The 14,015-nt window shown below is 58.0% G+C and carries 13 protein-coding genes, 1 rRNA gene and 1 pseudogene; 13 read left to right on the plus strand and 2 right to left on the minus strand.

Annotation, left to right across the window (positions count from 1 at the left end; genetic code table 11):
* Positions 1-152 precede the first annotated feature (152 nt).
* From HWY45_RS26285 to HWY45_RS26310, 6 genes are all read left to right on the plus strand, one after another.
* The gene (locus tag HWY45_RS26285; protein WP_034202071.1) at positions 153-779 is read left to right on the plus strand and encodes a paraquat-inducible protein A; all 627 of its coding nucleotides are present in this window, start codon (positions 153-155) and stop codon (positions 777-779) included.
* Positions 776-1,423, plus strand: coding sequence for a paraquat-inducible protein A (locus HWY45_RS26290; RefSeq protein ID WP_059488285.1), 648 nt, complete (start codon positions 776-778; stop codon positions 1,421-1,423). The genes HWY45_RS26285 and HWY45_RS26290 overlap by 4 nt, the downstream gene beginning before the upstream one ends.
* Positions 1,420-3,090, plus strand: a complete 1,671-nt coding sequence (locus tag HWY45_RS26295) for a PqiB family protein (protein WP_059675700.1) — start codon at positions 1,420-1,422, stop codon at positions 3,088-3,090. The genes HWY45_RS26290 and HWY45_RS26295 overlap by 4 nt, the downstream gene beginning before the upstream one ends.
* On the plus strand, positions 3,087-3,716 hold the full coding sequence (locus HWY45_RS26300) for a PqiC family protein (protein WP_059488289.1): 630 nt from the start codon (positions 3,087-3,089) through the stop codon (positions 3,714-3,716). The genes HWY45_RS26295 and HWY45_RS26300 overlap by 4 nt, the downstream gene beginning before the upstream one ends.
* A gap of 122 nt (positions 3,717-3,838) precedes the next feature.
* Positions 3,839-4,966, plus strand: coding sequence for a porin (locus tag HWY45_RS26305; RefSeq protein ID WP_006498910.1), 1,128 nt, complete (start codon positions 3,839-3,841; stop codon positions 4,964-4,966).
* 201 nt (positions 4,967-5,167) lie between these two features.
* Positions 5,168-6,385 carry an MFS transporter gene (locus tag HWY45_RS26310; RefSeq protein ID WP_225740259.1) on the plus strand — a complete coding sequence of 406 codons (1,218 nt, stop codon included), beginning with the start codon at positions 5,168-5,170 and terminating at the stop codon, positions 6,383-6,385.
* Positions 6,386-6,473: 88 nt separating this feature from the next.
* Here the strand turns inward: HWY45_RS26310 and HWY45_RS26315 are convergent.
* Positions 6,474-6,769, minus strand: a pseudogene (locus HWY45_RS26315) (LacI family DNA-binding transcriptional regulator); the annotation flags it as partial.
* Positions 6,770-7,269: 500 nt separating this feature from the next.
* Between HWY45_RS26315 and HWY45_RS26320 the strand changes: the two are divergent.
* The 7 genes from HWY45_RS26320 to HWY45_RS26350 all read left to right on the plus strand — a co-directional run bounded on the left by HWY45_RS26320 (position 7,270) and on the right by HWY45_RS26350 (position 13,475).
* Positions 7,270-7,692, plus strand: a complete 423-nt coding sequence (locus HWY45_RS26320) for a helix-turn-helix transcriptional regulator (RefSeq protein ID WP_059488293.1) — start codon at positions 7,270-7,272, stop codon at positions 7,690-7,692.
* 162 nt (positions 7,693-7,854) lie between these two features.
* On the plus strand, positions 7,855-8,475 hold the full coding sequence (locus HWY45_RS26325; RefSeq protein WP_081057936.1) for a TnsA endonuclease N-terminal domain-containing protein: 621 nt from the start codon (positions 7,855-7,857) through the stop codon (positions 8,473-8,475).
* 410 nt (positions 8,476-8,885) lie between these two features.
* Positions 8,886-10,436, plus strand: coding sequence for a transposase (locus HWY45_RS26330; RefSeq protein WP_230942618.1), 1,551 nt, complete (start codon positions 8,886-8,888; stop codon positions 10,434-10,436).
* The gene (locus tag HWY45_RS26335) at positions 10,433-11,293 is read left to right on the plus strand and encodes a TniB family NTP-binding protein (protein ID WP_059488297.1); all 861 of its coding nucleotides are present in this window, start codon (positions 10,433-10,435) and stop codon (positions 11,291-11,293) included. Before HWY45_RS26330 ends, HWY45_RS26335 begins: the two co-directional genes overlap by 4 nt.
* 139 nt (positions 11,294-11,432) lie before the next feature.
* Positions 11,433-12,302, plus strand: a complete 870-nt coding sequence (locus HWY45_RS37465) for a TniQ family protein (protein ID WP_081057937.1) — start codon at positions 11,433-11,435, stop codon at positions 12,300-12,302.
* A 405-nt stretch (positions 12,303-12,707) separates the two neighbouring features.
* Positions 12,708-13,136, plus strand: a complete 429-nt coding sequence (locus HWY45_RS26345; protein WP_059891895.1) for an antitoxin Xre/MbcA/ParS toxin-binding domain-containing protein — start codon at positions 12,708-12,710, stop codon at positions 13,134-13,136.
* A gap of 108 nt (positions 13,137-13,244) precedes the next feature.
* Positions 13,245-13,475 carry a helix-turn-helix domain-containing protein gene (locus HWY45_RS26350; protein ID WP_043206120.1) on the plus strand — a complete coding sequence of 77 codons (231 nt, stop codon included), beginning with the start codon at positions 13,245-13,247 and terminating at the stop codon, positions 13,473-13,475.
* Between the two features lie 420 nt (positions 13,476-13,895).
* Here the strand turns inward: HWY45_RS26350 and rrf are convergent.
* Positions 13,896-14,008: ribosomal RNA gene (rrf, locus tag HWY45_RS26355) — 5S ribosomal RNA — on the minus strand.
* Positions 14,009-14,015: the final 7 nt, after the last annotated feature.

Genomic DNA, 14,015 nt, shown 5'->3' on the forward strand with positions numbered 1-14,015 from the left:
CTGCAGAGCCGAACCAGCATGGCTGTCAGGCGGCCTGCAATTTTTTACATCGATTCAATCATTTCTCCATCAAACCTCACAAAAACGTCCATCGAGTCGAAGCATACTGCGACGCAACTCATCGAATACACGTGCACGGGCAACACGAACACATGGACACGTTTCCGACCCTGATCGTCTGCGAGCATTGCGACAGCGTCTACCGACGCCGCGCACTGGCGCCTCACGAGATCGCGCGTTGCGAACGGTGTTCAGCCGTGTTGTTTCGATCGAGCTGGCTCGATATCGACCGGTGGCTCGCGCTGTCCATTGCTTCAGGCGTCGTCTTCGCCATCGCCAACCTTTGCCCGATCATGCGAATCAGCGTGCAGGGGCGGCATAGCGAAGCCACGCTGTGGCAATCCGCGCTTGCGCTTGCGCAGGGATTCGCCGCGCCGATCGCGATTCCAACGGCCCTTGCCATCGTGGTGGCGCCGTTTCTACAGGTTGCGACGTTGATCTGGTTACTGGCCTTTGCCCGCGCGGGACATCGCGCGCCCGCGTTCGGCCCGCTGATGCGGTTACTTGTCGCGCTGCGCCCATGGAGCATGATCGAGGTCGGATTGCTCGGCATCCTCATCGCCATCATCAAGCTGTCCAGCATCATGCAGATCATTCCCGGCGCTGGCTTGTGGGCCACGGCGGTGCTGATGGTGCTGATTCCGGTGATCGCCGGCCACGATCTGCGCCAGTTATGGGACTGGGTTGTGCCGGTGGAGCCCGCCGGAGGACACCCGTGAGCCTGCCTGTGCGCGCCAGTCGACTGGGCATGATCGGGTGCCATGCGTGCGGCCTTGTCTGCCGTCCATCTTCACCCGCCGAGCAGGATGCGGGTCCGCAAGCCGCCGAAACGAAGCACTGCCCGCGCTGCGAGTCCGCGCTGCACGCTCGTCGTCCGAACAGCATGGTGCGCGCCTGGGCGCTCCTGATCGCCAGTCTGATTTTCTACATCCCGGCCAACCTGTTGCCGGTGATGCGCACCACGCTGCTCGGCAGCCAAAGCGAATCGACGATTCTCAGCGGCGTCGTGATGTTCTGGAATGCGGGTTCGTACGGCATCGCGTCGGTCATCTTCATTGCGAGCGTCGTCGTGCCGTGCACGAAGTTCCTCGCTATCGGAATGTTGCTCGTCACGACGGGTCGGCACAGCGTGTCGGCCATGCGCGAGCGGACCGTGCTGTACCGCGCGGTCGAACTGATTGGCTACTGGTCGATGCTCGACGTGCTGGTCGTCGCGATCATCTGCGCGCTGGTGAGGTTCGGTCCGCTTTCCGAGATCGAGCCGCGCGCCGGCATTTTGTTTTTCGGCATGGTCGTCATTCTCACGATGCTGTCTGCAATGAGTTTTGACCCACGCCTCATTTGGGACGCCGAGAGAGCATGAATCCCGCATCCGGCCCGCAAGGCCTCGAACCCCACGACCCGCCCGTGACACGCAACCGGATGCGGCTCTCGCTCGTCTGGCTCGTGCCGGTCGTCGCGGCGTTGATTGGCCTGTCGATGGTGATACACGCATGGTTGTCCGTCGGACCGGAAATCACGATCACATTCAACACTGCGCAAGGCCTCGAAGCCGGCAAGACACCGGTCAAGTACAAGGACGTCGTGATCGGCACCGTGACCGCCATTTCGCTGAGCGACGACAGTTCACACGTGGTCGCGACCGTTTCGTTCGTGAAGAATGCACGTAACCTCATTCGCGACGATACGCGGTTCTGGGTCGTGCGGCCTCGCGTCGGCATGAGCGGCGTATCGGGCATCGATACGCTGTTTTCCGGCGCATACATCGGCATGGACACGGGCCGCTCGGACAAATCGCGGAAAGCCTACACCGGGCTAGAAACGCCACCTACTGTCATCAACGGCATGCCGGGGACAAGCTTCACATTGCTGGCCACAGATCTCGGCTCGCTTGATATCGGCTCGCCGGTCTATTACCACCATCTGTTGGTAGGCCACGTCGCGTCGTACAAGCTGAACATGCAAACTCGCGACATGAACCTGCAGGTGTTCATCGATGCGCCGTACGATCGCCTGGTGACGACCGATACGCGCTTCTGGAACGCGAGCGGCATGGACCTTTCGCTCGACGCGAATGGCCTGAAGCTGAAGACCCAGTCGGTCGCGACGATCGTGGGCGGCGGCATCGCGTTCGCGACGCCGGACGACAGCAGCGCACCGGCCGCGCCCCCCGATACCGTGTTCAGGCTCACCGCCAACGAAGCGTCGGCGATGGCCGTTCCGGACGGGCCTTCGCAGCTCATTCGATTGAAGTTCGAGCGGCCATTGCGCGGGCTTGCGGTCGGGGCGCCAGTGGAATTCTCCGGCGTCGACATCGGCAAGGTCGTCTCGACCCAACTCGACTTCGACAACGCCGCACGGCGCTTCCAGTCGATCGTCATGGTCAAGGTCTATCCCTATCGGCTCGGCCCCGTCGTCGAGAAACTGCAGAAGACTGAAGGCAACGGCAATCCGCGCGTGGCCCAGTTCCTGGCGGGGCTGGTCAAGCACGGGCTCCGGGCGGAGACGCGCACCGGCAACCTGCTGACGGAGCAACTCTACATTTCGTTCGATTTCGTGAAAAACGCGCCGAAGGTACCGTTCGACGCCAATGCCACGCCGCTGACCCTGCCTACCGTCACGAGCACGTTTGACAAACTGCCCGAACAGATCGCCGACATCGTCGACAAGATCAACAAGATGCCGCTGGAGTCGATCGGCAAGCATGTCGATTCGAGCCTGACGACTCTGGACGCAACGCTCAGGCAGGTCAACGGCCAACTGCTGCCATCGACGACACGCGTGCTCGACCAGGCGAACCAAACGTTCGGCACGTTGCGCCAGGGCATCGCAGAGGATGGCCCACTTCAGGAAAACCTGACTAACACGTTGACCGAAGTCCAGCGTACCGCGCGATCGCTGCGCACGCTGACCGACATGCTGGGCCGCCGGCCCGAATCGCTGCTCCGGGGAACCGGGGCCGATCATGCACCGATCGCGCCGGCCGACAGTTCAACCCCGCCTGCCGCGCAGGAGCCACGACAGCCATGAGCCTCCCGATTCGCGCAAGAACGATTGCCCTGAGTACCGGCGCCGTCATCGCGCTGACCGCCTGCGCGTCGAACCCGGTGCATTACTACACGCTCGTTTCGCCGGCCACGTCGGCGACGGCGACGACCGCACGCGGCACCACGCCGCTGGCGATCAACGTGTTCCCCGTCGGCATCCCGGCCCAGCTCGACCAGCAGCAGATGGTCGTTCGCAACGGGACAGGCACCGCGGTGATCCTGGACAACGAACGCTGGGTCGCGCCGCTCGGCGACGAGCTGCGCGCGGCGCTGTCGTCGTCACTCGTCGTGCAACTGGGCGCGCGCAACGTCACCGGCCTTCCACGTCCGTCGAACCAGACCGTCATGAGCATCCGCACGCAAGTGCGTCGCTTCGATGCGTGGCCGGGGCGCATGGCCCGGTTCGAAGCGGATTGGGCCGTCGGTGTGCAACAGGACACGCCTGGCACGCGCATTTCATGCAGCACGCGGCTCAACGAGGTCGCCCCAGACAACTACGCCGACATGGTTCAAGTGCAACAACGCATGGTCGAGCAGTTCGCCGCACGGATCGCGAGCGCGGTGCGCAGCTTGGAAAGCGGGCGCCCGGCCTGTCCGGCCGATTCCTAATTCACCCGGCCCCGGGAGCGATCTATCGGGGCTGACCAACAAACAAGGCCGCTTTGGCGGTTACAGACCCGCTTTATCAACAAGGTCGCAAGACCTGCCTCTTTTTAGAAGGAGCTCCACGAATGAACAAGACTCTGATCGTTGCAGCAGTTGCAGCATCGTTCGCTACCGCCGCTCACGCGCAAAGCAGCGTCACGCTGTACGGCGTGCTGGACGCAGGCATCACCTACCAAAGCAACGTCCAGACCGCATCCGGCCAAGGGAAGTCGCGTTGGTCGCTGGGTTCAGGCATTGACCAGAGCCGTTTCGGGCTGCGTGGTTCGGAAGACCTCGGTGGCGGCCTGAAGGCAATCTTCACGTTGGAAAGTGGTTTCAACATCGGTAACGGCAAGTTCGCGAATGGCAACGGCGGTATGTTCAACCGCCAGGCATTCGTCGGCCTGTCGAGCCAGTACGGCACGGTCACGCTGGGTAAGCAGTATGACGCGACGCAAGACTACCTGGCGCCGCTGACGGCAACGGGCTCGTGGGGCGGCACCTACTTCGCTCACCCGCTGAACAACGACCGCCTGAGCACGAACGGCGACGTCGCGCTGAATAACACCATCAAGTACACGAGCGTGAACTACGCCGGCCTGCAATTCGGCGGTACATACTCGTTCTCGAACAGCACGAACTTTGCCAACAATCGTGCATATAGCGCTGGCTTGTCGTATCAGTTCGAAGGCCTGAAGCTGGGTGCGGCATACTCGCAAGCAAACAACGCTGGTCTGTCCACGACGGGCGCGGTAAACCCGAGCATTGATTCGACGACTGGTACGGCGTTCGGAGTCCAAGGCCGCACGCGCACCTACGGTATTGCAGCAGGGTACGCGTTTGGCCCGGCGCAAGTCGGCGCAGCGTGGACACAATCGCGCCTCGACAATCAAACGAGCGGAGCCGGTACGCTGCGCGCTGACAACTATGAAATCAACGGGAAGTACAACCTGACGCCGGCCCTCGGCCTGGGTGCTGCTTATACGTACACGAGCGCAAAGCAAAACGGCCAAAGCACGCACTGGAATCAGTTCGGCGTGCAGGCTGATTACTCGCTGTCGAAGCGTACGGACGTCTACGCTCAGGCAGTGTACCAACGCGGCACGAAGGGTGCCGGTTTGGGCGCTTCCATCTACAACGGCGACGTCAATGCATATCCGAGCTCGAAGGTCAGCCAGACCGCGGCAACGGTGGGCCTGCGTCACCGCTTCTAAGCCTGTGACTGGTTAGTTGGTTAGGAAAAGCGCCTTCGGGCGCTTCTTTGATGTGTTTGTCCCGTCCGGAAATAGGTTGACACTTTTTCGCCGAAGCGAAGAGGTGCCCAAGCATTTCAATTTTCCCGTAGTCTCTTCAGGTGGGAGTCCAACGTTCGGGGTTCAGTTCAAATCGAGCGCTTCTGCGCCTGCGAGGCGGTCATGAATAAGGATTCTATTCAAACGACCCACATCCCGCGCGATGCCGCGCTTCGGCCCTCATGGGTGATGGTGTTGTGTTGCTTGATCGTGTTCATGATGCAGATGGCCACCACCGTCTATTTGCCATCGCTGCCGGTAGTGATGCGCGAACTGGCTATGAGTCAGAGCCTGGTGGAAATGTCTATCTCCGGCTTTGTTGTCGGCGCGGCGTTGCCCGTGTTGTTCTGGGGATCGGCCGCCGACCGCTGGGGGCGTCGCGGCCCGTTGCTGGTTTCGCTGGCGTTGTTCGTCCTGTGCAGCGCGTTGTTGGCCGCCGCAGGCAGCGCAGTCGAACTGCTGGTTCTTCGAGCGCTGCAGGGCAGCGCGGCCGGCGGCGCTGCCATCATCGCTCGAATCATTGTCCGCGATAACTGGAGCGGTGACGAGCTGGCACGCCGGCTATCGGTACTGTCCATCGCCTTCATCACCGCGCTGAGTGCCGGCCAGTTCATCGGGGGGCTGATCGGCGAGTACAGCCATTGGCAAGTCGGTTTTGTGTTGATGGCCGTCACCGGCACCCTAGCCGCATTGCTGAGCATGACTGTGCCGTTGCAGGGCGGCCAGCCGGCAGCCTCGCGCCAGAGCGGAAGTCCCTACTGGCAGATCTTGCGCCGGCTAGGCTTTACGCTGCCGGCGTGCGCCGGGGGGCTGGGCTTTGCCACAACCATCACATTGCAGGAAGCCAGCCCCTTCGTGTTCCAGGAGCACTTCGGGTTGGCAGTATCAAGCTTTGGCAATGTCGGACTGCTGATTGGCTTAGCTTATTTCTGTGGCGCGTGGACGGTCAATCGCACCGTCGCCAAACTGGGCGGCAAGAAACTGATGCGCGCTGGCGCGCTGCTGATGGCCGCAGCCACCGTCGCCACGCTGCTGTGTTGGCATCTGGGCGCATTGGAGGCCAAACCTGGTCTATTGCTGTTCGTGTGTCTGTATTGCCTCACCATTTTCGGCCAAGCGGTGCTGTTCCCTAATAGCATGGCCGCCGCAGTCAGCGACGCCAAGAACCACGGTGCGCACGCGATGGCGTTGTGCGGCTTCCTGCAGCAAGGTTTGGCCGGCATCGCCGCCACGGTCTCGGTGCTGCTTCACCACAACGGCGCCTGGACGCTGGCAATGGCTGTGCTCGGCCTGACCACTCTTCTACTGGTTCTGTTCCAGGCACACCTGCGCGTGTCCTAGCCCCGTTACTCGTAGCTGCGGTCAGGATTTTCCCGAGCCATTAAAAAAGCCGCGTGTCCCAAAGCATTTCTGTGAAGCTACCTCCAAGGCCCACGCCATCCACCGTATCGCGCCGATTGCCGGTGACACGATGGCTAGGGCGCGCGATACGGCCAAGCTTCTTGATGTCGATGTGCAGCAAGTCGCACGGTGCCTCGTGTTCGCAGCGCTGCACCGGTTCACTCGGTTGCAGATCGCCCAACCGGGACAGTCCGGCACGTGCCAGCACACGGCTGACGGTCGAGCCGATACGCCTGCCTGTCGGGCGATCTGTCGCTGCAGCAAGCGCTGCTGGCGCAATTCCACGATCAGCAAGGCAGTCGCTCGAGCAATGGAGCGCGGAGACCCGCGGCGACCTCCCGTTGGTGGACGTGATCGGCTCGCCCCTTTCCGCGTTGACTGACTGGGCTACGCATAGACAACTAGAGCGGGAACAGCCGGGCAAGGCCTCATGGAATTCGAGATGCAACCGCCCGAGGCTTATAGAACCTCAGATTTCTCCCCCTTCGACGGCTACTGATACGGTACAGGCTCAAACGCCATCAACCGCGATGAATTTAAGTTCGCCGTAAGGATTGGGGCGATGTCCAGACACCGCCTCCTTTGAAGGCACATTCCAGACCACATCCGCTAGCGTAGACGGAAATAATTGGCGCCCGCGTTGCGCGGTGTTGACTCGCGCGCCCACTCACATCCACGCAACGGATAAGAATTAAATTTAAATCACCTAAAATCACTGATTTAAATTTCAAAACGTCGACTCAAATTCGGTTCTTTGAATATTTTTTCTTGAACTTCGAAAAATATTTTCTACCCTACTCAAAGGAAATTTACCCGAGGTTGCAATGAGTCCGTTCTCTGTTGCATTGCGGCAGTTGCGCGCAGAGTATGACGTTGCTCAGGGCGAGCTGGCCAATCGCCTCGGCCTGCGCCAATCCTACATCTCCCAACTAGAGCGTGGGGCAAAACTACCCAAGGACAAGGGCCTAGTCAGAAAAATCGTTCAGGCCCTACACCTTCACCCCCAAGAAGAAGCCTCACTGTGGCAGGCATTCCAAGCGTCTCGCAAGTTCGACTTCCCTCCCTCGGACGCGCCCGCGGCCGCCTACAGGTATTTTGCGAAACTCTCGGACGCACTCCCAAGACTGTCGTCCGCCGACTTCAACGTTCTATCCACCTTCCTCGATTCAGTCGGCGACGACGATGCAATGAGCAAGGTCGGAACATCGGAATCGACGCCTGAATCCCAAGCGGAGGTTCCCATGTAGAAATAAAAACGCCACCTAACCCCGGAGGACTAGGCGGCGTCGCGTGCATCTCTCGATACACGACTTGGGCAAGTTCAGTATCGGCGGCATGTTCAGACGTGTCAAGTCCTCTTCAAGCACTTCCCCAACGGGAGCTGGATCGATATTGCTTGGAGAAAATTCATGCCCGGCGTCAGAAAGGTCGTCACTCGCTCCCCATTTAGGCGAGTGGGCACCGTTGCGTGCCCATGGTTCCGTCACGCTCCTATCGAATACGAAAGCCTACTGGAGCGTGACTTCATCCGGCTTGCGCTTCTCAGTCTGAAAGTCTCTGCAATCTTCGAGCAACCATTCACGTTGGACCTTGGAGGCGCAGGCCTCTACACACCTGATTTTCTTCTGATGCACGAGCAGGGGCCGATCGTCGTCGAAGTGAAACCAAGTGCCCGCGCGTCCGAAGCAGAAACCCAATCGCACCTCGCTTCGGCCGCCAAGATGCTAGCTGGCAGGAACCATCGATTCCTGGTCGCTACAGAAGATTTTATTCGAGCTGACAAACGCCACGACCGCGCGGCCCTTATCCTTCGGCAAGCCAGAAGTCATCTGCAATTTAACGTTACGTCGAAAGTACTAGCAATCGCATCACGAAGGCCGGACGGCATCACCATACGGCATTTGGCAGACAAAGTCCGCGTCCCCCAATCTACTGTTCTCCATCTCGTCGGCCGCCGGCAACTGCGCATCGGTGAATCTCTGCACATCGATGAACACCAGCTCGTCTTCCCCGTAGAGGTGATCCGGTGACAATCTATACGCTAGATCGCGGTCTCATCGTGCGCTGTGGTGATGCCCAATGGCAAGTTCACCGCATCCTTGATCACAAGTACGTTCAACTTGAGCATGCACAGTCAGGCAGGATTCGTCGCGAGAAGCTCTCAAAGCTCGCAGCTGATATCACGTCCGGCCGAGTACATGTCGTTCGAGATGCAACCCCTGGAGCTGGGATGCGTCCGGAAGCACCCACGGCGATATCTGTCGCTTCCATTTCAGAGCGCTACCAACAAGCATATGTCCGCGCGAACGACTACGTGAGATACCTACGACGACAAGGAATATCGAAAGGGCAACGTCGCAGAATATCGGACGCCATATCGTCGTGCGCCGCATCCATGGGAGACAAGCATCCTCCGAGTGCCTCAACCGTCATGCGGTGGATGCGACTCTTCGACACAAGCGACGGCAACCCAAGCGCCCTCATCTCCGGAAATGCTCACCGCAAACGCCAGACTCGCATCCCTCGTCAGGTCCGGGCAATTATCGACGGTGTCTTGCAACGGCATTACTTCAAGAAACGAGGAGCCACCCTTGTCGAAGTACATGACCGTATCGTTGAAGCACTTGCCGATGAGGTTGCAGCCGGCCGAATACCAGCCGCAAAAGCAGTCGTGAGTTCGTCGACGGTTCGCCGAATCGCGTACGAGACCACACCTTACGACCGTGACAGACTTCGTCTGGGCACAGCGGAAGCGAATCACAAATGGCGATTTTCGAAACCGGGCCGCTACGCGTCTCGGCCACTCGAGCGAGTCGAGATGGATCACACGTTGCTCGACATCTGGGTAATTGACGATCGCTGGGGTATTCCACTCGGGAGGCCAACGATTACCTTCCTGGTGTGCAGCTATAGCGGCTACATTCTCGGCTTCTACATATCGTTCGAAGGCGAGTCGCTCGCACGCGTCCTCCAATGTATCAAGCTAGCGATACAGCCGAAAGATGAGATCACGAAAACCGCAAACCTGTCTAATCCATGGCATGCGATGGGCCTATGGGAGACTCTCGTCGTTGACAACGCCCTGTCGGTGCACTCGAATCGCCTCAAGCTCATCGTGAACGAGTTGTGCTCAGACCTGGAATACTGCCCGGTCCGCATGCCGTGGTTCAAGGCCGTCGTCGAACGTCATCTTGGTGAACTTACCCGCGACCTCCCTGCACAAGGTCGCCCCCAGAAGCCAGGTCGCCAACCCGATCCGATCGATCCACGGATAACGGCTTGCGTCACATTCTCCGATCTCTGTCACGGCGTACTGCAGTGGGTGGTTGATGTACATCCATTCCAGATTCACTCCAGGAAAATGAGTCGTCCAATCGATTTATTCCTCGATGGCCTGGATAACTGCCCCGCCCCATCATTTCTCGAGTCAACAAGGAATCTTGATGTCTTAGCCGGAATTCGCACGACCACGACCGTTCGTCATGATGGGTTGACTCGGAAATGGATCACCTACGCGTCTGATGAGCTAGGCGATATGCGGAAAGAGGTTGGAGCAAATTTCCGCGCCAATATCGTCTATAACCCGTACGAACTTGGGAGTGTGTTCGTACAGCACCCACGCACTGCCGAATGGGTGAGTGTGTCTGCTAAGGACGCGGAATATGCGACTGGTCTGTCGGAGACTCAACATCGAATCATCCGCGCGGCGGCCGCACAACGATTGACACTTGCAAATGCCGGAGAGGTACTAAGAAAGGCACGGCTCGCGTTGCTCGACCACTGGGCAACCGCAGTTTCAACGGGGAAACGTATCAGACGAGCTCCTCGAGATTTAGCGCTGCTTCAGCAAGTCAGCTCTGTTTTCGTCGCTCCCTCCGCTGCCCCGACGACTCCGATCCGGGCATTCGAGCAGTTCGCCACCGATGAAGATGAGGTCGCGATGACAAAACCGATTCCATCGTTTGATACCTTCGTCGGTGACATCCTATGAGCTATAGCGACCAAGCCATACAAGCTGGAATCCGCATCGAAGGCATCCGGGTTCACCACACGAAATTCAAACGCGCACTTGACGCAATTGCTAGAGTCATCCAGATAGGAAACTCTGTTTCGACGATAACCGGCGTGAGCATCATCGCTCCCGCCGGTTCCGGTAAAACTCTTCTTATCGACTCGGTAAAGCAAAACGTATGCAAATGGCCGTTCCTGCCGCCAAACGGGGTACTTTGTGCTTCGCTGAAGGAATCTCCGAGCGTGAGTCAAGTCCAGGACGAACTTCTCGCGGGGCTCAACTATGCTATCCCGACCCGATCACTCCGGAGGAACAACACCGCATCGTTCGATCTGCTTGTTGAGTCAGTTAATCACCACGGCATACGACTGATCGCGATTGACGAGTATCAACATGTCTTTCTTGCAAGAAAGACTGATGCTCGCGCAGACATGATTGACTGGACGAAAAGACTGATGACGAAGACCAAGTGCCCGGTTCTGCTCGCTGGGACAGAGACGCTGCGAAGCATTGAGAAGGGTGACCCACAGCTCTCTTCGCGGATCCCAACTGTTCTCGCGCTGCCGGCGTTCGAGAACGATGAAGAATGGCGTGGAATACTCACTGCATTCTCGTCAGCAGTCTCGGAAGTCAATTTATCGCCCCTGTGCACTGACCACGCAACGACGATGTTCCGAGCTACACGCGGAATGATGCGTATGCTGAAAGCGCTGATCATCGAGGTCTCCATGATTGCGATCGACGATGGCAAAGGTCAGATCACAAGAAAGCATCTGCAACTCGCGTTCAATCGAGTCTACGGTGACGACTCGAGCTTACCGAATCCATTTGCGTGATACCCCCTTCTCAGCTGTGCACCGGTCCAGACAGGATGAGGTCCATGCCGATGAAGGCAGTGCGCGATTAGTTTTTAAAATGGCGGCCACGACCTGTACCACCACTCACGATCTCACCCGACAATATTCGGAGAGGTAGATGATTAACGATCATCCCAGTTTGCTCGTAGTACCGCCTCCTATTGACGACGAATCTCCAGCCTCTTGGCTATTGCGTATTTCAGAGAAGCATCATGTTTCGTGCGAGACGCTTCTGCAAGCTTTCGGTATAAAGATGTCCAACGACCCCGATATATCGCTGCGTCCCGAGGACATGCTGCGTATCGGGAGAGGAACCGGCGTCCCGGAGCATCGCTTACGTACCCTTGGTGACACGTTTTCTGCAATTCGACAGGATCGATTCCTCACAAGGCTCTTGGTAACCGACAAGTCGTCTAGTGTGAAGTATCGATTTTGCCGTGAATGTTTGCGGACAGACCCGATCCCGTATTTCCGTATCCAATGGCGATTTCTCGATTGGAAGTACTGCCCTATCCATCGAATCGAACTTTCTGACCACTGCGGGCAATGTGGATGTTCGAGGTCGGGAATGTCCCTGGGACGGATATCGAACGACAAAGCACGCGGCATCCGGACCTGTCACCGCTGCCGGCACTCGCTCGCAGCGCTCAGGCGATCAGCAGCCGATGCGCGGGCTACCGACACAATCATAACGCTTCAACGACATGTCGTCACCGCATCACTAATCGACATGGAAGAGATCGACGGCCCAGTCAATCGCTGTGTTCTACGCTGGTATCTCCTTTGGTACGTTCGCCAATACCGTCCTGAATTTGGCACCACGGTCGGGGCCCAACGCCCGCGTGCGTCTTTTCTGGACATAGGTGATGATCTTCCCAATATTCTCGCGATGTACAAGCGTCGCCGCTGGGGATCCACCTTGCGACAAAGCAGAGCCCCGACCGAGCCACCAGCCGTCCCCCGTAAGCGGGTCATACCGCCATGGTGAATGTAGGGTTCCAAGTATGGTTTTTATTGTCGCAAGTCGTTGATATATTTGAATTATTGAAATTTCCTGTAGGGTTCGTTGTAGAGTTCATTGACAGACGATGTGGGTCAAAAATCTGCACCTACCCCCATATGTTGTCGATCCCTGCTCGCAACCCAGCCCGTTTGGATTGCGCGGATCGTCCTCAGACCGATCACAAGCTTCGCATGCGAAACGAACACGAGAGCTTGCCAAACTTTTCGTTACGTCAGCCGTTCTGGCATGGATAACAGTCAGGCACTACGTCGGCGAGGTTCGTGGTTCGAAGCAACGCTATACGATGCAAAGTTGCTACCATCGAGATGGTTCGAACAAGCTTGTACTTGCCCCTCTTTCGAGCCGTTAGTCTGACTAGGAGCGGCCACTATGCAGCTGGTATCGCCTGAAGCGATCGCGGAAGTAATGGCGTTGATCCCTGTCCCACATACTTTGGCTGAACTGGAAGCACGAGTCCAAGAAGGGCTCCCCAAGTCTGCACTGCGTACTTGCGTTGAGTACGCAACCAGCGGCGCTGAAGCACAACACGCATTGCTCACGCAAATCGTCCCCGCAGCGACCTACAAGCGACGTCGTGCTCGGCTCACACACGACGAATCTGAAAAGACCGAGCGGCTCGCGCGTGTCGTCGCGACCGCCTCTCACGTGTGGGGAAACCGGGAGGATGCGCGTCTGTTTCTCGGAACGCCTCACCCGCTGCTCGAAGGACAAAAACCTCTTAACGTGGGTCTAACGGAATTGGGGGCGCGCCGTGTCGAAGAACTGCTATGGAAGCTATTCTACGGACTACCGGCATGAGAATATTCCGAATATCAGTAACCAGAAGCCGGCCGCCATCGGGAACTTCGTGTTATCGGAACACGTCACTGACGCTCCGTATCCATCAAATCAACCAGTTCAGTCCGAATGAATCCAACACGCCTTCGTGATCAACTTTACACCTTGCGTAAGCAAGCCGGTTTGACTCAGACAGAACTGGCCGAACTCCTACACATTGATCAATCGAATTTGTCTAAGATTGAGCGCGGCTCCCGGTCCCTCGACGTCTTTGGCTATATTGACTGGTGTCGCGCGTGCGGTGCATCCCCGACGGATTCATTGGCGGATCTGCTGGGGTCGACTAGCCTCGACACCTAGATCCGCCACCTCACCATCCAAGACAATGCACAAACACCTGCCAAGCAAGGTAGGCCGACGGTCATTGTCCCAGGTCGCAACCATAGCTCCGACCTCAATTGTCTGTGGAAACAACGCACGAAGTTCTTCGAGCTTATGGTTCTTGTAAATTCAGCGTTGCTTGGGCACTTTCACAAAAAATACCCGCTACTCGCAAAAATTCAAGCTTAAACAAATCGTTTTCGTGTTAGTTCAACGTTAAATGCACTATGAGTTCAACGTCTCACGAGCAACCCTTCAGCAGAGCGTCGCCACATCATCGATTCGACGTCAAAAGTAAGTGAATCTCGACAGCACGACGCGCATCGAAGTGCCACGCGCATTTCCGCGCCGTAAATGCAAAAACCCCCGCCGGTTAGGCGGGGGTTCTTGGCTTAGGGAGCCTGACGATTACCTACTTTCACACGGGAATCCGCACTATCATCGGCGTAGAGTCGTTTCACGGTCCTGTTCGGGATGGGAAGGGGTGGGACCGACTCGCTATGGTCATCAGGCAAAGAG

Source organism: Burkholderia stagnalis (assembly GCF_902830275.1).
Lineage (GTDB): Bacteria > Pseudomonadota > Gammaproteobacteria > Burkholderiales > Burkholderiaceae > Burkholderia > Burkholderia stagnalis.